The sequence below is a fragment of the Escherichia sp. E3659 genome (assembly GCF_005781135.1).
In the GTDB taxonomy this organism is placed as follows: domain Bacteria; phylum Pseudomonadota; class Gammaproteobacteria; order Enterobacterales; family Enterobacteriaceae; genus Escherichia.
Map to the genome: position 1 here is coordinate 111,238 of NZ_VATQ01000028.1, position 21,396 is coordinate 132,633.

Sequence of the window (21,396 nt, forward strand, 5' to 3'; positions counted from 1 at the left end):
TCTTTAAGGGGGAATATTGTGGCTGTTCATTTGCTTATTGTCGATGCACTGAATCTTATTCGTCGCATTCATGCCGTGCAGGGTTCACCCTGCGTCGAAACCTGCCAGCACGCCCTTGATCAACTTATTATGCACAGCCAGCCAACTCATGCGGTTGCCGTATTCGATGATGAAAACCGCAGTAGCGGCTGGCGTCATCAGCGCCTGCCTGATTACAAAGCGGGTCGCCCGCCAATGCCGGAAGAGTTGCACAACGAAATGCCCGCGTTACGCGCCGCCTTTGAGCAACGCGGTGTCCCGTGCTGGTCAGCCAGCGGCAACGAAGCCGATGACTTAGCCGCCACGCTGGCGGTCAAAGTGACACAGGCCGGGCATCAGGCAACCATCGTTTCGACAGATAAAGGCTACTGTCAGCTACTTTCACCTACATTACGTATTCGCGATTACTTCCAGAAACGCTGGCTGGATGCACCGTTTATCGATAAAGAATTTGGCGTTCAACCGCAGCAATTACCCGATTACTGGGGGCTGGCGGGGATCAGCAGTTCAAAGGTGCCAGGCGTTGCGGGAATTGGGCCAAAAAGCGCCACGCAGCTGCTGGTCGAGTTTCAGAGTCTGGAAGGGATCTATGAAAATCTGGATGCGATTGCCGAAAAGTGGCGCAAGAAATTAGAAGCCCATAAAGAGATGGCGTTCCTGTGCCGCGATATTGCCCGCTTACAGACTGATTTGCATATCGACGGCAATTTACAGCAATTGCGGTTGGTACGGTAACGGCGTGCCGGATGCAAACGATTATCAACACATTGAATTTAATGCACTTATATGCCGGATAAGACGCGGCTAGCGTCGCATCCGGCATTATCACATCAGCGCATTTACCAGGCGGTATGGTAAAGCTCTACAATATCCTCAAGCGTTGCTTCACGCGGGTTGCCACCGGTACAAACATCATCCAGTGCCGCCTGCGCCAGTGCCGGAATGTCTTCCTTGCATACACCAACATCACGCAAATGTGGCGGAATACCGACATCACAGTTGAGAGCAAACACCGCTTCAACAGCGGCATTACGCGCCTCTTCCAGGCTCATACCTTCCACTTTCACGCCCATAACGCGCGCGATATCGCGGTACTTCTCACCGGTAAAGTCAGCGTTATAGCGCATGACATGCGGTAACAGGATGGCGTTCGCAACACCGTGTGGAGTGTTGTAAAACGCGCCCAGTGGATGCGCCATACCATGCACCAACCCTAACCCAACATTCGAGAAACCCATACCCGCAACATACTGCCCGAGCGCCATTTCTTCTCCGGCATCCTTATCACCAGCAACCGATCCTCGCAGCGCCCCAGCAATGATTTCAATCGCTTTAATGTGCAGCGCATCGGTTAACGCCCACGCGCCACGGGTAATATACCCCTCAATAGCATGAGTGAGCGCATCGACACCCGTCGCAGCTTTCAGCGCTGGAGGCATACCATCCATCATGTCAGCATCAATAAACGCCACCTGCGGGATATCATGCGGATCAACGCAAACAAACTTGCGCCGTTTTTCTTCGTCAGTGATCACGTAGTTAATGGTCACTTCTGCCGCAGTGCCTGCTGTGGTGGGGATTGCCAGAATCGGTACACTGGGTTTATTGGTCGGGGAAAGCCCTTCCAGGCTACGCACATCGGCAAACTCCGGGTTGTTGCTGATAATGCCAATCGCTTTACAAGTATCCTGTGGAGAACCACCACCAATAGCGATCAGGTAATCCGCGCCGCTATTCTGGAATACACCGAGCCCTTCGTTGACGACAGTAATTGTTGGGTTGGGCACTACGCCGTCGTAAATCGCCCATGCCAGCCCTGCAGCATCCATCTTATCGGTCACTTTCGCCACCACGCCGCATTGCACCAGCGTTTTATCGGTGACGATCAGCGCCTTCTGATAACCACGGCGTTTCACCTCATCGGTTAAAGCCCCAACAGCACCCCGACCAAACCATGCCGTTTCGTTCAGAATCATTCTGTTAGCCATCATCCTTCTCCTTGTTGCTTTACGAAATTACTCTTCAATCCGTAACCCATAGGTTTTGAATTTCTCCAGCACTACGGCAATCTCTTCATCGCTCAGCGCTGGCACCGGGTCCGTAATCGCCAGGGTCGTCAGGTAAAGTTGCGCCAGCACTTCAACTTCATGCGCCAGCCATAACGCTTTTTCCAGATTCACCTCACAAGCGATAAGCCCATGATGTTGTAACAAAGTTGCCTTACGATTTTTGAGAGCCAGCGCAACATGTTCAGAAAGTTCGCGTGTTCCAAAGGTCGCATAAGGCGCGCAAGGAATAGAATTACCGCCAGCCGCCGCAATCATGTAGTGAATAGCGGGGATCGGTCGGTTAAGAATGGAAACTGCCGTGCAGTGAACGGCATGATTGTGAACAACCGCGTTGGCATCTGGTCTGCTTTGATAGGCCGCCATATGGAAACGCCATTCGCTGGAAGGAATCTTACCTTCTTCGTATTTGCCGTTGCCATCAACATAGACAATCATATTCTCCGTCATTCTTTCATAAGGAATACCGCTGGGAGTAATCAACATGCCGTTTTCAAAACGTGTGCTGACATTCCCCGCAGTCCCCTGATTTAACCCAAGGCGCGTCATTTCCAGACAGGTTTCAATTATTTCACGGGATAAACGTGTTCTTTCCATCTTTATTCTCCAGATACAGTTCCAGCTCGCCTTGTTGCGTAAAACAGCACCGCAAATGAAGACGGGGTTATTTTTAGTAAGGGGAGGCCACTGAATATCATTGTTCAATAGCCTGATTATCTTTTGCCGATTATTATTTTTTTCTTATGCGCTTAATTAATTTCATTTCTACTTTGACTGTTTTTTTGACTGGTCTTTCTTCGATAGCGCTTAACATCATTTCGAACGCTTTTTCTGCCCAGGCATTTTCATCCTGCTGCATTGACCAGACATTGTTGGCGAGAAATCCCAGCATGGGATGTTCATCGAAAGTGCCAATATTGATTTCTGGCGGTACAGCGCCAAGACGGTCGCGAATCGCGCGGACAGCGCCTTCAAGCACAGGTAAAGACGAGGCGATAAATGCCTGCGGGCATCCCTGCTCTTCAATGAGTTTTTCCATAATGACATAGCCGCCTTCCGGAGTATTTACCGGGCCTTCCCGCACCCAATCGCGATGGGTAATCCCTTTTTTTGCCAACGCATTCAAATAACCTGCCAGACGATCGCTGATACTCGGCAAACCGGCATCTCCCAGCAAAAACCATACTGGAGCCTGCCCGGCCTCAAGAATATTTTGCGTCAGCTTTTCTCCGCCAGAAATATTATTACTCTCTACCAATGCGTTATCGGTATATTTAAAATCACGATCGAGTAAAACCATTGGCTTACGAATTTTACGTAAATGATGCTGCTGATTTTCCAGCGTCGAAGGAACAATAAAAAGACCATCTACATTTCGTGCGATAAATGCTTTTGTCAATTTATTTTCATAGTCAACATCATCATAAGTACAACTGATCGTAAGTTGATATCCGGAACGTCGACAGCGTTGTTCGAGTTTTTCTGCCAGCGTAGCAAAAAAGACGTTGGATATGTTGGGAACAATCAACCCTAATGTATCAGTTTTGTTAAGCTTAAGGCTGCGAGCGGAATGATTAATGATATAACCATAGCGTTCAACATATTCATTGATACGCGTTTGGGTTTTGACGCTGATTCGATATTGTTCCGCTTTTCCATTTAGCACCAGTCGCACGGTCGTAACCGATAAATTCAGGTCGCTGGCTATCTGCTCTACTGTTTTAGCCATAGGTATTTCCCAGTTAACATCCAGACGTCAAATCACAATCATAAAAGTATTTTCAACTTTTGTCTTATTGCATCAGTTGGTTAACCGCCTGTTGTTGCTCCCAAAGCGTCAGGTAAACCCGGTATTTACGCTCTAAAAATTCACGGCGTTGTGGATTTACCTGAATAACCTCTCCGGCTTCAACCATTGCTTTACACGCAGATGTAAAATCCCCCCATGCGCCGCTGGCAACAGCGCCGCTAATTGCTGCGCCCAACGTAACGGCATCTTCTTCTTGCATCAGGTGGATATCGCAGCCTGTCACGTCTGCATATTCGCGTAGCCATAAAGGGTTGTGCGTTGCACCACCACATAATGTTAATCGGGTAATGGTATGCCCATTTTCCCTGAGAGTTTCAATAATATGTCTGGTGCCAAAGGCTATTGCCTGTAAAGTCGCAAGATAAAGCCGCGCGAGCTGATTTTCACCACGCTCCAGTGTTAAACCATAAACACTGCCTCTGGCATCGGGCCGCGCTCGTGGCGAACGGTTGCCGTGATGATCGGCAAGCACATGTAAATTTCGTGTGGGTTCTGACTCGTTAGCTTCCAGGGCGGCTACCCATTCATTAATCAGTTGAATCGGATGACACCCGCGTTGCTGCGCCTTGTTAAAAAGATTTGCGCTTGCCCCGGACTCCTGAAGCGTCCACTCCACCAGCGCCCCTGCGGCGCTTTGCCCGCCTTCAGTTAGCCAGTAATTTGGCAACATGGCCGACCAGTATGGCCCCCAGACGCCAGGGGTGAATATTTCTTTTTCACTGCACAACATATGGCAATTCGACGTTCCGCTTATCAATGCCAGCGTTCCTGATGGCTGCGCGCCAGCCAGCGCCATGCCACCGGCATGGGCATCAATCAAACCACTGGCCACAATAACATTGGTCGTTAATCCTAATTCTTCAGCAGCTGTGGCAGTTAACGTTCCCACGGCAGCGCCAGGCGGAAGAATTTCGGCGGGAATTCTTTCGAGCATGTCGGTCAGGTCTACCGATTCCAGTAAGCTATGGCTAAAGCGTTGTTCATGAGCCAAATAATTCCATTTACACGTTAGCGTGCACAATCCCGCGACGTCTCGCCCTGTTGCTTTCCAGACCAGAAAATCCGCCAGATCGAAAAAGCGATGAGCGGCCTGCCAGGTTTGCGGTAGATGCGTCTTCAACCAACGTAACTTTGGTAACTCCATCTCGACGCTCACTTCGCCGCCAACGTAGCGCAATGCGGGATCCTTCGTTGCGTTAATCTGCACCGTCTCGACAGTTGCACGATGATCCATCCACATAATAATGTCGTGATTCGCAGATCCACCGGGCGAAACCGCTAAACCCTGGCCTTGTTCATCAAGAACAACCAGCGAGCAGGTAGCGTCAAAACCCAGTGAGCGAATTGCGGAAATGGGGATGCCTGCTAAAGCTGTCGCCTCTTTCACCGTTTTACAGACTTGTTGCCAGATCTCCGCCGAAGACTGTTCGACACGCTGGCCACCAGGGCGAAACTGGGAGACGGGCGCAGTAGCGAATGCCAGCCTGTGGCCACTGGCACTGTAAACGCCTGCCCTGACACTGGCCGATCCGACATCGACACCGAGAAAATAACCGTTGTGCATAAAGCCTCCCTGACGCTGGAGATAACGGGGATGAAAATTCATCCCCAATTTTTTTATTTCTTACCGAATGGGTGCAGGAGTTTGTCGATTTCTGGCGTATTAATATTCTCGGCATTAACAAATTTCACGGGAATATCGATCTCTTTTTCAACGGCTTGCCCCGAAAGGGCCGCGTTCAACGTTTTGATCCCCTGATAACCAATCTGGTATGCATCCTGAACAACAAAGCCCTGAATGACGCCGTTCTTCAGGAAGTTAATAATCGCTTCCGTACTATCAAAACCAATGACCTTCACCTTACCTTTCAGATTCTGGCTATCAATGGCATTCGCCACCCCGAGCGTTGAACCTTCATTGGTGCCATAGATCCCAGCAAGATCGGGATTGGCCTGAATCATATCGATAGTTTTATCCATCGCTTTTTGCGGGTCACCATCGCTGTACTGAACGGGTAATACTTTGATGTCAGGATATTTTTCTTTCATACGCTCCATGAAGCCTTCCGAGCGTTCAATAGCGGAAGATGTTCCTGCAACGTGCGCGATAATCCCAACTTTCCCTTTATTATTTACCTGCGCGGCTAAGGCATCAGCTGCCTGAGCGCCTGCTTTACGGTTATTGGTGGCGACAAAACTCACCGGAATGTCTGAATTGATGCCTGAATCAAAGGTCACCACTTTAATACCGCGTGAATTTGCCGTTTCTACCAGTGGGGCGAGGGCATTCGCGTCGAGGGCGGCCAGAAGCAAACCATTCGGTTTCTGCGCCATCGCATTTTCGACTAACTGAATTTGCTCGGCTATTTGCGTTTCATCCGCCGGGCCAACATAGCTGGTTTTATCCCCCAACTCTTTAGCCGCAGCTTCAGTTCCCATTTTTACGGTTTGCCAGAATTCATGTTGGAAACCTTTACTAACAACCGGAAGATTTAAATCCTTAGCCAGTGCGCTGGAACTTACGCAAGCCAGCAGAGATAACGCATAGATAAAATGCCTGGTTTTCATTGTTGTACTCCGTTCTGAGTGAATCACCCTTAACGTCAGGGCAGTTGTTTCCCGATAAAACAGGGAGCCTAAGTCAACGAATCTTTTTGCGTAATGTATCGAGGTAAACGGCAGCGACCACAACTACGCCCATCGCGACCATTTGCCAGAACTGGGAGACGCCCATTAAATTGAGGCCATTTTTCAGTACACTCATAATGAAAGCGCCAATGATTGTGCCGCCAATAGTGCCAATACCGCCCATTAAGCTGGTTCCGCCGATCACTACCGCGGCAATAGCTTCCAGTTCATAACCCACACCTACCGTCGGTTGTCCGGAGTTGAGACGAGATGCCAGAATGACACCTGCAATCCCCGTTAATAATCCACAGAAGGCATAGACGAAAATTTTCACACGCTGAACTTTAATACCAGAAAGATGAGCAGCAACTTCATTACTGCCTACGGCATAGACATAGCGACCAATGACGGTTTTCTTCAGGATGTAAGCGCCGACAAGCGCTACAATGACAAGGTAGAAAACAGGATAAGGCAGCACATCAAATAAGCGTCCCTGAGCGAGCGTTTTGAACATCGGGTAATCGGCAAAATAGATGGCGCGCCCGTCAGTCATCACCATATTTATACCTCTGACGGACATCATCAGGCCCAACGTAGCGATAAACGGTGGAATGGTCATTTTAGTGACCAACAAACCATTCACATAGCCGCACAATCCACCGGCCAAAACACCAGCAATAATACACACAGGCAGCGGCAGGCCCAGCGTGGCGCAAATACCTACGGCGACACCAGAAAAAGCCACCACGGAGCCCAATGAAAGATCGATGCCAGCGGTAATAATGACGAAAGTTACCCCAATGGCCATAATGCCGATTACCGACGTTTGTAGAGCAATCGTCATGATATTTTCGGTATTAAAGAAAAAGGGAGAGCTGAAACTAAAAAACAGCACTAATATAATTAAACTAAAAAGAGGCGCAAGGCGCATCAAAAGTTCTTTATTTATCTTTATTCTCTTATTATTACTGTCTGGAGAGGTTACAGAGATAGTCATAATTTAATCCTCTAACGTCGCGTATTGCATGATTTTTTCTTGTGTCGCTTCTTTTGCGCTAATTTCGCCGGTAATTCGACCACTGCGCATCACTAAAATACGGTCGCACATTCCTAACACCTCTGGCAATTCAGAAGAGATCATGATGATTGATTTCCCTTTTGCCACAAGGCGATTCATTAACTCATAGATTTCCAGTTTGGCGCCAACATCAATGCCGCGAGTGGGTTCATCGAAGATTAAAATATCAGTATCTTTACACACCCAACGTGCAATTATAATTTTCTGCTGGTTTCCTCCACTTAGATTTAATGCCGCCTGTTCAAGATTTGGCGTTTTAATCCTTAACGCTTTTACCTGTTCCTCACTGGTTTGTTGGCAACGACGCGAATCGACATTCCCAAAACGATCGGAATACTCAGGGTAGTTTCCTAACATAATATTTCGTTCAACAGATAAATTCAGCGCCAGCCCTTCTTTTTTGCGGTCTTCCGTCAGGTAACTAATGCCCTGCTGAATAGCATCCGAAATATCTTTAATAACGGTTTCCTTACCATTTAATTTTAGCGTTCCGCTGTCAATGGAGTCCGCACCAAAAATCGCACGCGCAAGTTCAGTACGACCCGCGCCCATCAGTCCGGCAAAGCCGAGGATCTCGCCACGATAAAGCGTAAAATTAATATCGTTCAGTACGCCTTTGCGCGTCAGTCCGTTTGCCTCCAGAACCGGAATCCGCTGCTGCAAGGCCTCGCGGCGGGGATAGATATTTCCTAAATCGCGACCAACCATCATGGCAATCAGATCGCTGATTTTTACGCACTCATAATCCACCGTGCTGATGTACTGACCATCACGCATTACAGTCGCGCGGTCGGCAATTAGCGCCAACTCTTCCAGACGGTGGGAGATATACACAATGCCGGTCCCCTGCTCTTTCAATAACCGGGTGACTCGAAATAAGCTTTCAATTTCAGTTTCTGTTAACGCCGCAGTAGGTTCATCCATAATGAGAATCCTGGCGTTAACTGAAATGGCCTTGGCAATTTCTACCATCTGCTGCTGAGCTACCGTCAGGTCGGCAACCAGAGTATCTGGTTTGATCGCCAAATTTAATTTTTGCAAAATTTCAATCGTCGCCTGGCGTTGCTGTTTTTCATCCAGACGCCAGCGATTTTTTTTACAAAACTCCCTGCCGATAAAAATATTTTCTTCTACTGTAAGCTCGGGGAATAAATTAAATTCCTGGTGAATAATAGTAATACCTACGTTTTGCGCACTTAACGGATCAGAAAATGAGACTGTTTTATCTTCAAAAATTATTTCACCTTCATCAGGTTGATAAACCCCCGACAAAATTTTCATTAAGGTGGATTTTCCTGCACCATTTTCACCTAATAATGCATGAACCTCGCCCCGGCGTAGGGTAAATTGCACGTCATTAAGCGCCAACACTCCAGGAAAGCGTTTGGTGATATGCTTCATTTGCAAAAATGTTTCAGACATTGCAGCTTTCCTCAATAATCAGAAACTGAAAATGTGAAGTACGGCATAAACGTCGCTACTAAGCCATCTCCACTATGATACGAATAACGCTCGAATAGACATTCATCGCATCAATTTATTCTTCGCATTTTGCTAACTCGAGTTAGCGATCGCCTTTTAAAGCTATTTTAGGTATACAAATTAGCCAAATCATTTGAGCTAAAACTGTGATGCATAACCATTAAAATCTTATAACTTAATGATTAATAAGAATATTATTTTTCACACTGACAAATAACAATTTGACAGAGATCGAATTTTAACCACTTCTCGTGAACCCCCTCACATTTCAACAACAAAAAAGTTGTGTATAAAAAGCCTATAAACCTAAGCTAACTCGAGTTAGCAAATAATGACAAATACTACTGCTTCGGTGGTTTCCTTTCTCCGCCTTAGCAGTGCGCCAATAAAGCGAGATGAGGAATCCTGATGAAAATTAATACGTTACCGAAAATTGGTATCCGCCCGGTTATTGACGGTCGTCGCATGGGTGTTCGTGAGTCGCTTGAAGAACAAACAATGAATATGGCGAAAGCCACGGCCGCACTGCTGACCGAGAAACTGCGCCATGCCTGCGGAGCTGCCGTCGAGTGTGTCATTTCCGATACCTGTATCGCGGGTATGGCTGAAGCCGCTGCTTGCGAAGAAAAATTCAGCAGTCAGAATGTAGGCCTCACCATTACGGTAACGCCTTGCTGGTGCTATGGCAGTGAAACCATCGACATGGATCCAACCCGCCCGAAAGCCATTTGGGGCTTTAACGGCACAGAACGCCCCGGCGCTGTTTACCTGGCAGCGGCTCTGGCAGCTCACAGCCAGAAAGGCATCCCGGCATTCTCCATTTACGGCCATGACGTTCAGGATGCCGATGACACATCGATTCCTGCCGATGTTGAAGAAAAACTGCTGCGCTTTGCCCGCGCCGGTTTGGCAGTCGCCAGCATGAAAGGTAAAAGCTATCTGTCGCTGGGCGGCGTTTCGATGGGTATCGCCGGTTCCATTGTTGATCACAACTTCTTTGAATCCTGGCTGGGAATGAAAGTCCAGGCGGTGGATATGACCGAACTGCGTCGCCGTATCGATCAGAAGATTTACGACGAAGCCGAACTGGAAATGGCGCTGGCCTGGGCTGATAAAAACTTCCGCTATGGCGAAGATGAAAATAACAAACAGTATCAACGCAATGCCGAGCAAAGCCGCGCTGTTTTGCGCGAAAGTTTACTGATGGCGATGTGTATCCGCGACATGATGCAAGGCAACAGCAAACTGGCCGATATCGGTCGCGTGGAAGAATCACTTGGCTACAACGCCATCGCTGCGGGCTTCCAGGGGCAACGTCACTGGACCGATCAATATCCCAATGGCGACACCGCCGAAGCGCTCCTCAACAGTTCATTTGACTGGAATGGCGTACGCGAACCCTTTGTCGTGGCGACCGAAAACGACAGTCTTAACGGCGTGGCAATGCTGATGGGCCACCAGCTCACCGGCACCGCTCAGGTATTTGCCGATGTGCGTACCTACTGGTCACCAGAAGCAATTGAGCGTGTAACAGGGCATAAACTGGACGGACTGGCAGAACACGGCATCATCCATTTGATCAACTCCGGTTCTGCTGCGCTGGACGGTTCCTGTAAACAACGCGACAGCGAAGGTAACCCGACGATGAAGCCACACTGGGAAATCTCTCAGCAAGAGGCTGACGCTTGCCTCGCCGCTACCGAATGGTGCCCGGCGATCCACGAATACTTCCGTGGCGGCGGTTACTCTTCCCGCTTCCTTACCGAAGGCGGCGTCCCGTTCACCATGACTCGTGTCAACATCATCAAAGGCCTGGGACCGGTACTGCAAATCGCGGAAGGCTGGAGCGTGGAGCTACCGAAGGATGTGCATGACATTCTCAACAAACGCACCAACTCAACCTGGCCAACCACCTGGTTTGCACCGCGCCTCACCGGTAAAGGGCCGTTTACGGATGTGTACTCGGTAATGGCGAACTGGGGCGCTAACCACGGCGTTCTGACCATCGGCCACGTCGGCGCAGACTTTATCACTCTCGCCTCAATGCTGCGTATCCCGGTATGTATGCACAACGTTGAAGAGACTAAAGTGTATCGTCCTTCTGCCTGGGCCGCGCACGGCATGGATATTGAAGGCCAGGATTACCGCGCTTGCAAAAACTACGGTCCGCTGTACAAACGTTAATACGTTACTCCCTGATGCTATGCCCGGCCGCTCCGGCTACCGGCATGAACAAGCAAGAGTGGATAGCCGGATAAGTGATGTTATCCGGCTATATTTCAGGAGCGATTATGAAACAAGAAGTTATCCTGGTACTCGACTGTGGCGCGACCAATGTCAGGGCCATCGCGGTTAATCGGCAGGGAAAAATTGTTGCCCGTGCCTCAACACCTAATGCCAGCGATATCGCCATGGAAAACAGCACCTGGCACCAGTGGTCTTTAGACGCCATTTTGCAACGCTTTGCTGATTGCTGTCGGCAAATCAACAGTGAACTGACTGAATGCCACATCCGCGGTATCGCCGTAACGACCTTTGGCGTGGACGGCGCTCTGGTTGATAAGCAAGGCAATCTGATCTATCCGGTCATTAGCTGGAAATGTCCGCGAACAGCAGCAGTAATGGACAATATTGAACGGTTGATCTCCGCACAGCAGTTGCAGGTTATTTCTGGCATCGGAGCCTTTAGTTTCAATACGTTATACAAATTGGTGTGGTTGAAAGAAAATCATCCACAACTGCTGGAACACGCGCACGCCTGGCTCTTTATTTCGTCGCTGATTAACCACCGTTTAACCGGTGAATTGACTACTGATATCACGATGGCCGGAACCAGCCAGATGCTGGATATTCAGCAACGCGATTTCAGTCCGCAAATTTTACAAGCCACCGGTATTCCACGCCGACTCTTCCCTCGTCTGGTGGAAGCGGGTGAACAGATTGGTACGCTACAGAACAGCGCCGCAGCAATGCTCGGCTTACCCGTTGGCATACCGGTGATTTCCGCAGGTCACGATACCCAGTTCGCCCTTTTTGGCGCTGGCGCCGAACAAAATGAACCCGTGCTCTCTTCCGGTACATGGGAAATTTTAATGGTCCGCAGCGCCCAGGTTGATACTTCGCTGTTAAGTCAGTACGCCGGTTCCACCTGCGAACTGGATAGCCAGGCAGGGTTGTATAACCCAGGTATGCAATGGCTGGCATCCGGCGTGCTGGAATGGGTGAGAAAACTGTTCTGGACGGCTGAAACTCCCTGGCAAATGTTGATTGAAGAGGCTCGTCTGATCGCGCCTGGCGCGGATGGCGTGAAAATGCAGTGTGATTTATTGTCGTGTCAGAACGCTGGCTGGCAAGGAGTGACGCTTAATACCACGCGGGGGCATTTCTATCGCGCGGCGCTGGAAGGGTTAACCGCGCAATTACAGCGCAATCTACAGATGCTGGAAAAAATCGGGCACTTTAAAGCCTCTGAATTATTGTTAGTCGGCGGAGGAAGTCGCAACGCATTGTGGAATCAGATTAAAGCCAATATGCTTGATATTCCGGTAAAAGTTCTCGACGACGCCGAAACGACTGTCGCAGGAGCTGCGCTGTTCGGTTGGTATGGCGTAGGGGAATTTAACAGCCCGGAAGAAGCCCGCGCGCAGATTCATTATCAGTACCGTTATTTCTATCCGCAAACTGAACCTGAATTTATAGAGGAAGCGTGAAATGCTGAAAACAATTTCGCCGTTAATTTCTCCCGAACTATTGAAAGTGCTGGCAGAGATGGGACATGGAGATGAAATTATTTTTTCCGATGCTCATTTTCCCGCCCATGCGATGGGACCGCAGGTGATCCGCGCTGATGGCCTGCTGGTGAGCGACTTGCTCCAGGCGATTATCCCGTTATTTGAACTGGACAGTTATGCACCACCGCTGGTGATGATGGCGGCGGTAGAAGGTGACACTCTCGATCCTGAAGTAGAACGACGTTACCGTAATGCGCTTTCACTACAAGCCCCATGTCCTGACATCATCCGCATCAATCGTTTTGCGTTTTATGAACGGGCGCAAAAAGCCTTTGCGATCGTTATCACAGGCGAACGAGCGAAGTACGGGAATATTCTTTTAAAAAAAGGGGTAACACCGTAATCTCATACCGGTACGCCCGCATGACGTGGGCGGTTATCGAATGATGGGGTGAAAAATATGAAAGCAGCACGCCAGCAAGCGATAGTCGACCTGCTGCTGAACCATACCAGCCTGACCACGGAAGCTCTCTCTGAACAGCTAAAGGTCAGTAAAGAAACCATTCGTCGCGATCTCAATGAATTACAGACGCAGGGTAAAATTCTGCGCAATCATGGACGCGCTAAATATATCAACCGTCAAAATCAAGACAGTGGCGATCCCTTTCACATCCGGCTGAAAAGCCATTATGCGCATAAAACAGATATCGCGCGCGAGGCGCTCGCGTGGATTGAAGAAGGGATGGTGATAGCCTTAGACGCCAGTTCAACTTGCTGGTATCTGGCACGCCAGTTGCCTGACATCAACATCCAGGTCTTCACCAATAGCCATCCGATTTGCCATGAACTCGGTAAACGCGAACGCATTCAACTGATCAGTTCCGGCGGCACACTTGAGCGCAAATATGGCTGTTACGTCAATCCCTCGCTGATTTCCCAACTTAAATCGCTGGAAATCGATCTATTTATTTTTTCTTGTGAAGGGGTCGATAGCAGCGGCGCACTGTGGGACTCCAATGCCATCAACGCTGATTACAAATCGATGCTATTAAAACGTGCCGCGCAATCGTTGTTATTGATTGATAAAAGTAAATTTAATCGTTCAGGGGAAGCCCGCATCGGGCATCTGGATGAGGTAACGCACATTATTTCTGATGAGCGCCAGGTTGCAACTTCTTTGGTAACAGCCTGCCGGAAAGGGTAGCAGGCCGGAGACGACGCCCCGGCCTTGCCTGTTATCGTTCGTCGCGACGACCACCTACCGCAGCCCATATACGACGGACATGCACCGTCACTTCTTCGCGATCGTGATACAACTGACGCGCCTGAATCTGGGCGTTAATGCCATGTTCATCAAGCTGTGCCTGAATGTACGCCAGATTATGTGATACTTCCTCGTAGCGTTTTTTCATCGGCAATTTAAGGTTGAAGATAGTTTCACGACACCAGCCATTAACCAGCCACTGCGCCATCAAAGCCGCGACCTTCGCCGGTTTTTCCACCATGTCACACACCATCCACGAGATATTGCTACGTGTCGGGCGGAATTTAAAACCATCTTCCCGCAGCCACGTTACTTGTCCGGTATCCATCAGACTTTGCGCCATCGGGCCGTTATCAACGGAGTAAACCCACATGTTGCGCTTCACCAGTTGGTAGGTCCAGCCACCCGGGCAAGCGCCCAAATCCACCGCCCACATCCCGTTCGCCAGGCGTTCATCCCATTCATCCGCAGGAATAAACACATGAAATGCCTCTTCCAGTTTGAGTGTGGAACGACTTGGTGCATCTGCCGGAAACTTCAGGCGCGGAATGCCCATATAGAACGGCGAGTTATTATTGCTGTAGGAGTAGCCGGTATAACAGCAGCCTGGCGCGATAAAGAACACATGCACCACCGGACGCTTCGGCGTTTCATAGCTCGCCAGGACGCCCGCATCACGCAAGGCAGCCCGTAACGGTACTGTAAACTTGCGGCAGAATTTCAGTAACTCTTTACTTTCGTTGGTGTCCGCGACTTCAACGCGAAGTTCGCCGCCCTTCTCTACCACACCCTGCAACATGCCAACTATTGGCGTGATGCGGTCTTCCTGCGGCAAATGCTGGAGCAGTTCTCCCACCACAAACCACTGGCGGGCAAAAATTAATGAACTAAATGGCAGCTCACGGATTAACTTATCGCCATCTTCCGCTTGATAACATTCATAAATCACATAACCCGCATTCTCTTTTACACGGGCAAAACCGAATATTTCCCGCTGCCCGGCTTTATCGGTAATTTCTGCGGCGCACTCTTTTTCAAAGCCCGGACGGCACAACAATACAACTTTATTCATGACTTACGCCCTTGCGCTTTAAACGGATAGCACCAACTAACATTAACGCCCAGCCAGCGAGAAAACTCACACCGCCGACCGGAGTGACAAACGCCCACAAACGCAGATGAGACAGCGCCAGGCAATAAAGGCTGCCGCTGAACAGCACCGTACCTAGCGCCAGAAAGACGCTACTCCAGTAAAACCAGATACTGATGCGACGTTGCATTGCCACCGCCAGACCTAAAATTGCCAGCGTATGAAATGCCTGGTATTCGAGGCCGGTCTGGATCCAGCCCATTTCAACGGCACCCATGGTTTTACTTAAAACATGCGCACCAAAAGCACCCAGAGCGACAAAAATGAAGCCGCTAATGGCGGCGAAAATCAGCATAAAACGGCTGGTCATGGTCGTACCCTACATAAATTATTGTTCATAACGAAAGCGGAATTTTTCTTGTTCAGCAGCGGCTTTCGCCAGGATCCATTGGCGAAAGGCGGCTATTTTACCCAGTTCTGCCTGGCTGTCATGACATACCAGATAAAAAGCATTTTTACTGACCAATACGTCATTAAACGGGCAAACAAGGCGTCCGGCCTCGATTTCAGATTGCGCCATCACATTATTTGCCAGCGCCACACCCTGCCCGTGAATGGCTGCTTGTAGCACCATGGCGCTATGGCTGAAGATAGGCCCTTGCTGAACGTTAATATGAGTCAGCCCCAACTGGCGGGTATATGTCTGCCAGTCTCGCCGGGATGCATCGTGTAATAACGTATGTTTAGCCAGATCTTCCGGCGTCTTCAAGGATTTCTCACCGGTTAATAGTAAAGGCGAACACACTGGCAACAGGTATTCGGCGTAAAGCTTTTCCACCCGCAGCCCCGGCCAGTTGCCTCGGCCATAAAATATCGCCACATCGACATCATCCGCCAGTTTATCTTCCTGACGATCAACCGCCTGGATTCGAACGTCGATTCCCGGATAAGCTGAATTAAAGCTGGAAAGTCGCGGTACCAGCCAGTGGATGGCAAAACTGGGGAGTAAGCTGACCGTCAATGCCCCTTTGGCGCTACGGGCCTGGAGTTTACGCGTCGCTTCGGTTAATTGCGAAAATATCTCTTTGATATCGAGAAAATAGCTTTGCCCTTCCTCGGTCAATAGAAGTGAACGATTACGGCGGCGGAACAGTTTTAGCCCCAAAAAATCCTCAAGGGACTTGATTTGATGACTTACTGCGGCCTGGGTCACAAAAAGCTCTTCTGCTGCACGCGTGAAGCTTAAATGGCGGGCTGCGGCATCAAAAACTCGTAAGGCATTTAGCGGTGGTAATCGTTTAGACATGGCTTTTAAACTTTGATGTTAAATGAATTTAACAATTAGATCACACTGTGTAACCTATTAGTTTTTTTAATCTGAGCCATTATAAATTGTCCGTTGAGCTTCTACCAGCAAATACCTATAGTGGCGGCACTTCCTGAGCCGGAACGAAAAGTTTTATCGGAATGCGTGTTCTGGTGAACTTTTGGCTTACGGTTGTGATGTTGTGTTGTTGTGTTTGCAATTGGTCTGCGATTCAGACCATGGTAGCAAAGCTACCTTTTTTCACTTCCTGTACATTTACCCTGTCTGTCCATAGTGATTAATGTAGCACCGCCTAATTGCGGTGCTTTTTTTTACCTTGCGATCGCGAATTACTGATCCAGTTCGACCATCTCTTTCACGTCGGTACGGTTGATCTGCTGTTTGTTGCCATTAGCGTCTTTATAAGAAATCATACCGGTTTCATCATCCGTCATCGGCTTACCATCAGATACAATGGTACGTCCGTCGTTGGTGTGCATCACATAGTTCGAACCGGAGCAGGCGCTAAGGGCAAAAGTCAGCATACAGGCAGAGATAATGGCGGCAGTCTTTTTCATCTTCTTCTCCTTAAAGCGATTACTAAATCTTAATAATATTGATTAACAGGCTAAAATTAACGCCTAACACTATTCAGCATATGTTACTGACGCGGCTTCAACAGGATATCCAGACGATTCCGATGGTTAGCACTCACCTTGTTTCAAAGTGAATTTTGCGTCACGATCGGCGAATCAAGCCGAGGAGTCTCATGAACGTTTTTAATCCCGCGCAATTTCGCGCCCAGTTTCCCGCGCTACAGGATGCGGGCGTTTATCTCGATAGTGCAGCGACCGCACTCAAACCCGAAGCTGTGGTTGAAGCAACCCGGCAGTTCTATAGCCTGAGCGCCGGAAACGTCCATCGCAGCCAGTTTGCCGAAGCCCAACGTCTGACCGCACGTTATGAAGCTGCACGGGAAAAAGTAGCGCAATTGCTAAATGCACCGGATGATAAAACTATCGTCTGGACGCGCGGCACCACCGAATCCATCAACATGGTGGCACAATGCTATGCCCGTCCGCGTCTGCAACCGGGCGATGAGATTATTGTCAGCGTGGCAGAGCATCACGCTAACCTCGTTCCCTGGCTAATGGTTGCCCAACAAACCGGAGCCAAAGTGGTGAAACTGCCGCTTAATGCGCAGCGGTTGCCGGATGTCGATTTATTGCCGGAGTTAATTACTCCCCGTAGTCGAATTCTGGCGTTGGGCCAGATGTCGAACGTCACTGGCGGTTGCCCGGATCTGGCGCGAGCGATTACCTTTGCTCATTCAGCCGGGATGGTGGTGATGGTTGATGGTGCTCAGGGCGCAGTGCATTTCCCTGCCGATGTTCAGCAACTGGATATCGATTTCTATGCTTTCTCTGGTCACAAACTGTATGGCCCGACGGGTATCGGCGTGCTTTACGGCAAACCAGAACTGCTGGAAGCGATGTCGCCCTGGCTGGGTGGCGGCAAAATGATTCACGAAGTGAGTTTTGACGGCTTCACCACTCAATCCGCGCCGTGGAAACTGGAAGCCGGAACGCCAAATGTCGCTGGTGTCATAGGATTAAGCGCGGCGCTGGAATGGCTGGCAGATTATGATATCGACCAGGCCGAAAGCTGGAGCCGTAGCCTGGCGACGCTTGCAGAAGACGCTCTGGCAAAACGTCCAGGCTTTCGTTCATTCCGCTGTCAGGACTCCAGCCTGCTGGCCTTTGATTTCGCGGGTGTTCATCACAGCGATATGGTGACGCTACTGGCGGAATATGGTATTGCCCTGCGCGCCGGGCAGCACTGTGCTCAACCGCTGTTGGCAGAATTAGGCGTAACCGGCACTCTGCGCGCCTCTTTTGCGCCATATAATACAAAGAGTGATGTGGATGCGCTGGTGAATGCCGTTGACCGCGCGCTGGAATTATTGGTGGATTAATGACGAACCCGCAATTCGCCGGACATCCGTTCGGCACAACCGTTACCGTACAGACGTTACGCGATACTTTCGCGCCATTGACGCAATGGGAAGACAAATATCGCCAGCTGATTATGTTGGGGAAACAGCTGCCTGCGTTGCCAGACGAATTAAAAGCACAGGCCAAAGAAATTGCCGGATGTGAAAACCGCGTCTGGCTTGGATATAACGTCGCAGAAAATGGCAGGATGCATTTCTTTGGTGATAGCGAAGGGCGCATTGTGCGCGGTCTGCTGGCCGTATTGCTGACTGCCGTTGAGGGCAAAACTGCCGCCGAGTTACAAGCACTGTCGCCGCTGGCATTGTTTGATGAGCTGGGATTGCGTGCGCAACTTAGCGCCTCTCGCAGTCAGGGATTAAATGCGTTAAGCGAGGCAATTCTCGCCGCGGCGAAACAACCTTGATGTTACACAGTTTCTGGTCGGATAAGACACACCAGACGTCGCATCCGACCTAATGTTTACCCCTGGCGCGCCGCTTTCGCCATCATCTTCTTCAGCGCATGAGAAACCGCAACAAACCCAAAGGTGGCGGTTACCATCGTCGCGGCGCCAAATCCAGATGCACAATCCATCCGCTTCGGCCCTTCTGCCGTGGCTTTCATCGCACACACCGTACCGTCTGACTGCGGGTACACCAGCGCTTCAGTAGAAAACACGCAATCCACGCCGAGCTTACCTTTACTGTTTTTCACCACGCCGAAATCGCTTTTCAGGCGCTCGCGCAGCTTCGCCGCCAGCGGATCCTGAATCGTTTTCGCCAGATCGGTAACCTGAATCTGCGTCGGATCAATCTGCCCACCAGCGCCACCGGTCGTGACTAGCGGGATTTTATTGCGCCGACAATAAGCAATCAGCGCCGCTTTGGGTCGCACGCTATCAATGGCATCAATTACATACGAATAACCTGCACTCATGTATTGCGCTACGTTATCCGGCGTCACGAAGTCATCGACTACTGTTACACGGCACTCAGGGTTAATCTGGCGAATGCGCTCCGCCATTACTTCCGCTTTTGCCAGCCCGACGTTATCGCGCAGGGCGTGAATTTGCCGATTGGTATTGGTGACGCACACATCATCCATATCAATAAGCGTGATTGCGCCAATCCCCGTGCGCGCCAGCGCTTCCGCCACCCAGGAACCGACACCACCGATACCCACCACACAAATATGCGCATCAGCGAACAGTTGCAACGCTTTTTCACCATACAGACGCGCAGTGCCACCAAAACGCTGACGCCATGCATCACTAATTACAACAGACATAGCACCTCAGAATTAAAAAGGGCGAGGTTATCCCTCACCCTAAACGCATAAATGCCTGATGCGCTACGCTTATCAGGCCTACATAACTCCTGCAATATATTGAATTTGCATGATTTGTAGGCCGGATAAGGCGTTCACGCCGCATCCTGCATGAACAACGCGCACTTAGTTAATAATCAGGATGTGAGGTTATTCCTCACCCTGCCTTATCCGTAAAAACGGCATAAAGAATAACACATCAACCACTAAAGACGTTACCTGCGCCCGGGGCCGTTTTCAGCACCCAAACACGTCCATAGTGATTATACCAACCTGCACGGTGTCCGGCTTCCGGCCCGATTCCTTGATAGATATCGAAGTGTTGGCCTTTGATTGCGCCACCGACATCCAACGCCACCATCAGACGCAGTTCGTACTGACCGTTAAATTTGCCGTTATTATCCAGCAGCGGCACTTCTGCCAGCAAGGTTGTACCTGGCGGGATAATGGAACGATCGGAGGCAACTGAAGCTCGACCAACCAGCGGCACCGCACTTGCCCCTTTCACCGGTGCAAAAGACTGCGGTTTAAAGAAGACGAAAGACGGGTTCTGTTCCAGCAGCTCGCGAACTTCGGCTTCACTGTGTGTTTCGCCCCAGTGACGAATCGCCTGCATCGACATATCTTCTTTTTTCACTTCGCCACGGTCGATCAGCACCTTACCAATACTGCGATAGGCATGACCATTCTTTCCGGCATAGCTGAAAAAGTTAAGCGGACTGCCATCACCAAAATCAATATACCCGCTACCCTGCACATCCATAATGAAGTTATCCATCAGAGAGTTGCTGTAAGCGAGGATATATTTATCACTCAATGCTCCCGCGTAGATCTCCGCGCGAGACGGCAAACGCCCACGTTTTGGCGGCATTCGATAAATAGGATACTGGAACTCGCCCTGACGAGTATGGCGCGCCTGAATCACCGGCGTGTAATAGCCCGTAAACTGCACGTTACCGTAATTATCCGCACCTTCCATCTGCCAGGCGTCAATGCCGAACTGGCGCATATTGCGGGTATCACCGCCTGCACGCAGCCACTCCTGCACGGCGTTATAAACGCTACTCTGGTTGCCATACAGACGCGGCGACGCGTTACGGATATGGTTAATTTGTTCGGCAAAATCACCGGCGTTAATCGGCGCGCCAACAGCATCTGGTTGGTTCACCAGAGAGAAAGGCTGGGTAAATTTCCCGTCTTTATATTGCTGTCCGCGATCGGTTGGTTTAGAGGAGCAGGCGGCCAGTATCGTCACAACCGCGCCCATAAGAAGGTACTTTACCCAACGTCCTTTCATTGTTCTCTTCTTCAGGTTAAAAAATAAGGCGTTAATGAAGATAACAAACCGTCGCCTTTAATGAAATCCGTAGTGTTCCCCGATGCAAATTTTGCACAAAAAATAGACTTCAATGCTTTGTTTTTGTTCAAAATCATGCCAAATCCGTGATCAGAGTAAAAAAAAGGTTGCATGAAAACGCGAGCGGAGTATAGTGCGCATCCACGGACGCGGGGTGGAGCAGCCTGGTAGCTCGTCGGGCTCATAACCCGAAGGTCGTCGGTTCAAATCCGGCCCCCGCAACCA

20 protein-coding genes and 1 tRNA gene are annotated in these 21,396 nt (G+C 49.8%); 8 read left to right on the forward strand and 13 right to left on the reverse strand.

Annotated elements, in window-relative coordinates:
* The first annotated feature begins 18 nt into the window (after positions 1–18).
* The gene (xni, locus tag FEK47_RS19340) at positions 19–774 is read left to right on the forward strand and encodes a flap endonuclease Xni (protein WP_135487356.1); all 756 of its coding nucleotides are present in this window, start codon (positions 19–21) and stop codon (positions 772–774) included.
* Between the two features lie 104 nt (positions 775–878).
* On the opposite strand, the gene fucO is transcribed toward xni, so the two are convergent.
* The 7 genes from fucO to FEK47_RS19375 all read right to left on the reverse strand — a co-directional run bounded on the left by fucO (position 879) and on the right by FEK47_RS19375 (position 9,043).
* A complete protein-coding gene (gene fucO, locus FEK47_RS19345; RefSeq protein ID WP_138183327.1) occupies positions 879–2,027 on the reverse strand; it encodes a lactaldehyde reductase in 1,149 nt (382 codons plus the stop codon).
* 27 nt (positions 2,028–2,054) lie between these two features.
* Positions 2,055–2,702, reverse strand: a complete 648-nt coding sequence (fucA, locus tag FEK47_RS19350) for an L-fuculose-phosphate aldolase (protein WP_130221505.1) — start codon at positions 2,700–2,702, stop codon at positions 2,055–2,057.
* Positions 2,703–2,835: 133 nt separating this feature from the next.
* Entirely contained in the window at positions 2,836–3,834 is a 999-nt protein-coding gene (locus FEK47_RS19355; protein ID WP_130221504.1) for a LacI family DNA-binding transcriptional regulator, read from the reverse strand.
* 64 nt (positions 3,835–3,898) lie between these two features.
* Entirely contained in the window at positions 3,899–5,479 is a 1,581-nt protein-coding gene (locus FEK47_RS19360) for an FGGY-family carbohydrate kinase (RefSeq protein ID WP_135487355.1), read from the reverse strand.
* A 53-nt stretch (positions 5,480–5,532) separates the two neighbouring features.
* Entirely contained in the window at positions 5,533–6,483 is a 951-nt protein-coding gene (locus FEK47_RS19365) for an ABC transporter substrate-binding protein (protein ID WP_105271794.1), read from the reverse strand.
* A 73-nt stretch (positions 6,484–6,556) separates the two neighbouring features.
* Positions 6,557–7,540: an ABC transporter permease gene (locus FEK47_RS19370; RefSeq protein ID WP_135488847.1), complete on the reverse strand. Its 984-nt coding sequence runs from the start codon at positions 7,538–7,540 to the stop codon at positions 6,557–6,559.
* A gap of 3 nt (positions 7,541–7,543) precedes the next feature.
* Positions 7,544–9,043 (reverse strand): sugar ABC transporter ATP-binding protein, encoded by a 1,500-nt coding sequence (locus tag FEK47_RS19375; protein WP_138183325.1) that lies wholly within the window; start codon positions 9,041–9,043, stop codon positions 7,544–7,546.
* A 468-nt stretch (positions 9,044–9,511) separates the two neighbouring features.
* Here FEK47_RS19375 and fucI point away from each other — a divergent pair, with 468 nt between their 5' ends.
* The 4 genes from fucI (at position 9,512) to fucR (ending at position 14,038) form a co-directional block, all read left to right on the forward strand.
* Positions 9,512–11,287 carry an L-fucose isomerase gene (gene fucI, locus FEK47_RS19380; protein ID WP_135487354.1) on the forward strand — a complete coding sequence of 592 codons (1,776 nt, stop codon included), beginning with the start codon at positions 9,512–9,514 and terminating at the stop codon, positions 11,285–11,287.
* Positions 11,288–11,394: 107 nt separating this feature from the next.
* Entirely contained in the window at positions 11,395–12,813 is a 1,419-nt protein-coding gene (gene fucK, locus FEK47_RS19385; protein WP_135487353.1) for an L-fuculokinase, read from the forward strand.
* A 1-nt stretch (position 12,814) separates the two neighbouring features.
* Positions 12,815–13,237 (forward strand): L-fucose mutarotase, encoded by a 423-nt coding sequence (gene fucU, locus FEK47_RS19390; RefSeq protein WP_130221499.1) that lies wholly within the window; start codon positions 12,815–12,817, stop codon positions 13,235–13,237.
* Positions 13,238–13,294: 57 nt separating this feature from the next.
* Positions 13,295–14,038 carry an L-fucose operon activator gene (gene fucR, locus FEK47_RS19395; protein ID WP_138183326.1) on the forward strand — a complete coding sequence of 248 codons (744 nt, stop codon included), beginning with the start codon at positions 13,295–13,297 and terminating at the stop codon, positions 14,036–14,038.
* Positions 14,039–14,069: 31 nt separating this feature from the next.
* Here fucR and rlmM read toward each other — a convergent pair whose 3' ends face one another.
* From rlmM to FEK47_RS19415, 4 genes are all read right to left on the reverse strand, one after another.
* Positions 14,070–15,170, reverse strand: a complete 1,101-nt coding sequence (rlmM, locus tag FEK47_RS19400; RefSeq protein WP_130214557.1) for a 23S rRNA (cytidine(2498)-2'-O)-methyltransferase RlmM — start codon at positions 15,168–15,170, stop codon at positions 14,070–14,072.
* Complete coding sequence (locus tag FEK47_RS19405) at positions 15,163–15,558, reverse strand: DUF423 domain-containing protein (RefSeq protein WP_000203905.1); 396 nt, start codon at positions 15,556–15,558, stop codon at positions 15,163–15,165. Before FEK47_RS19405 ends, rlmM begins: the two co-directional genes overlap by 8 nt.
* 18 nt (positions 15,559–15,576) lie before the next feature.
* Positions 15,577–16,494: a glycine cleavage system transcriptional regulator GcvA gene (gene gcvA / locus FEK47_RS19410; protein WP_130207706.1), complete on the reverse strand. Its 918-nt coding sequence runs from the start codon at positions 16,492–16,494 to the stop codon at positions 15,577–15,579.
* 350 nt (positions 16,495–16,844) lie between these two features.
* Positions 16,845–17,072: a YgdI/YgdR family lipoprotein gene (locus FEK47_RS19415; protein ID WP_130207708.1), complete on the reverse strand. Its 228-nt coding sequence runs from the start codon at positions 17,070–17,072 to the stop codon at positions 16,845–16,847.
* Positions 17,073–17,263: 191 nt separating this feature from the next.
* Between FEK47_RS19415 and csdA the strand changes: the two genes are divergently transcribed.
* Entirely contained in the window at positions 17,264–18,469 is a 1,206-nt protein-coding gene (gene csdA, locus FEK47_RS19420) for a cysteine desulfurase CsdA (RefSeq protein WP_130214559.1), read from the forward strand.
* Positions 18,469–18,912: a cysteine desulfurase sulfur acceptor subunit CsdE gene (gene csdE / locus FEK47_RS19425; protein ID WP_135487352.1), complete on the forward strand. Its 444-nt coding sequence runs from the start codon at positions 18,469–18,471 to the stop codon at positions 18,910–18,912. The genes csdA and csdE overlap by 1 nt, the downstream gene beginning before the upstream one ends.
* 56 nt (positions 18,913–18,968) lie before the next feature.
* Here the strand turns inward: csdE and tcdA are convergent, their stop codons facing one another.
* Positions 18,969–19,775, reverse strand: a complete 807-nt coding sequence (tcdA, locus tag FEK47_RS19430; RefSeq protein WP_135487351.1) for a tRNA cyclic N6-threonylcarbamoyladenosine(37) synthase TcdA — start codon at positions 19,773–19,775, stop codon at positions 18,969–18,971.
* A gap of 238 nt (positions 19,776–20,013) precedes the next feature.
* The gene (gene mltA, locus FEK47_RS19435; RefSeq protein ID WP_130214565.1) at positions 20,014–21,111 is read right to left on the reverse strand and encodes a murein transglycosylase A; all 1,098 of its coding nucleotides are present in this window, start codon (positions 21,109–21,111) and stop codon (positions 20,014–20,016) included.
* A 208-nt stretch (positions 21,112–21,319) separates the two neighbouring features.
* Here mltA and FEK47_RS19440 point away from each other — a divergent pair.
* Positions 21,320–21,396: transfer RNA gene (locus FEK47_RS19440), tRNA-Met, on the forward strand.

Bases quoted from the DNA above. Each gene is read 5' to 3' on its own strand.
- fucO (WP_138183327.1), bottom strand. From the start codon at position 2,027: ATGGCTAACAGAATGATTCTGAACGAAACGGCATGGTTTGGTCGGGGT.
- fucA (WP_130221505.1), bottom strand. From the start codon at position 2,702: ATGGAAAGAACACGTTTATCCCGTGAAATAATTGAAACCTGTCTGGAA.
- FEK47_RS19355 (WP_130221504.1), bottom strand. From the start codon at position 3,834: ATGGCTAAAACAGTAGAGCAGATAGCCAGCGACCTGAATTTATCGGTT.
- FEK47_RS19360 (WP_135487355.1), bottom strand. From the start codon at position 5,479: ATGCACAACGGTTATTTTCTCGGTGTCGATGTCGGATCGGCCAGTGTC.
- FEK47_RS19365 (WP_105271794.1), bottom strand. From the start codon at position 6,483: ATGAAAACCAGGCATTTTATCTATGCGTTATCTCTGCTGGCTTGCGTA.
- FEK47_RS19370 (WP_135488847.1), bottom strand. From the start codon at position 7,540: ATGACTATCTCTGTAACCTCTCCAGACAGTAATAATAAGAGAATAAAG.
- FEK47_RS19375 (WP_138183325.1), bottom strand. From the start codon at position 9,043: ATGTCTGAAACATTTTTGCAAATGAAGCATATCACCAAACGCTTTCCT.
- fucI (WP_135487354.1), top strand. From the start codon at position 9,512: ATGAAAATTAATACGTTACCGAAAATTGGTATCCGCCCGGTTATTGAC.
- fucK (WP_135487353.1), top strand. From the start codon at position 11,395: ATGAAACAAGAAGTTATCCTGGTACTCGACTGTGGCGCGACCAATGTC.
- fucU (WP_130221499.1), top strand. From the start codon at position 12,815: ATGCTGAAAACAATTTCGCCGTTAATTTCTCCCGAACTATTGAAAGTG.
- fucR (WP_138183326.1), top strand. From the start codon at position 13,295: ATGAAAGCAGCACGCCAGCAAGCGATAGTCGACCTGCTGCTGAACCAT.
- rlmM (WP_130214557.1), bottom strand. From the start codon at position 15,170: ATGAATAAAGTTGTATTGTTGTGCCGTCCGGGCTTTGAAAAAGAGTGC.
- FEK47_RS19405 (WP_000203905.1), bottom strand. From the start codon at position 15,558: ATGACCAGCCGTTTTATGCTGATTTTCGCCGCCATTAGCGGCTTCATT.
- gcvA (WP_130207706.1), bottom strand. From the start codon at position 16,494: ATGTCTAAACGATTACCACCGCTAAATGCCTTACGAGTTTTTGATGCC.
- FEK47_RS19415 (WP_130207708.1), bottom strand. From the start codon at position 17,072: ATGAAAAAGACTGCCGCCATTATCTCTGCCTGTATGCTGACTTTTGCC.
- csdA (WP_130214559.1), top strand. From the start codon at position 17,264: ATGAACGTTTTTAATCCCGCGCAATTTCGCGCCCAGTTTCCCGCGCTA.
- csdE (WP_135487352.1), top strand. From the start codon at position 18,469: ATGACGAACCCGCAATTCGCCGGACATCCGTTCGGCACAACCGTTACC.
- tcdA (WP_135487351.1), bottom strand. From the start codon at position 19,775: ATGTCTGTTGTAATTAGTGATGCATGGCGTCAGCGTTTTGGTGGCACT.
- mltA (WP_130214565.1), bottom strand. From the start codon at position 21,111: ATGAAAGGACGTTGGGTAAAGTACCTTCTTATGGGCGCGGTTGTGACG.